General features: G+C 39.0%; 1 pseudogene. It reads right to left on the reverse strand.

Going from position 1 to position 290, the window contains the following annotated elements:
* Positions 1-265: pseudogene (locus tag JKP73_RS22860) on the reverse strand (Gfo/Idh/MocA family protein); the annotation flags it as partial.
* Between the last annotated feature and the right edge of the window lie 25 nt (positions 266-290).

The raw sequence follows: 290 nt of genomic DNA on the forward strand, positions 1-290 counted from the left end.
GTTGACTTGCAAGCGAAGTTGTTTTTGAAGCAATACGGTCATATAATTGCAGATCACTAATTGGAGCTACACTATCCATCGTCAAGGAACCATCTCCACCATGAATTTCTGACGGCAGGCTTGCATTGGCAATTTTTGAACAAAGAATAGTTACAATAACACCCTTATAGGTTAATACAATTGTGCCACTCCCATCAATCCCATTAGATAATAAAACTGGGAAATAATTGACTTTCTCGGGCTGTCCAAACAAATCAATTGCCATGCTTAACGGATATACACCCAAATCC

It is taken from the genome of Virgibacillus salexigens (genome assembly GCF_014905415.1).
GTDB lineage: Bacteria > Bacillota > Bacilli > Bacillales > Amphibacillaceae > Virgibacillus > Virgibacillus salexigens.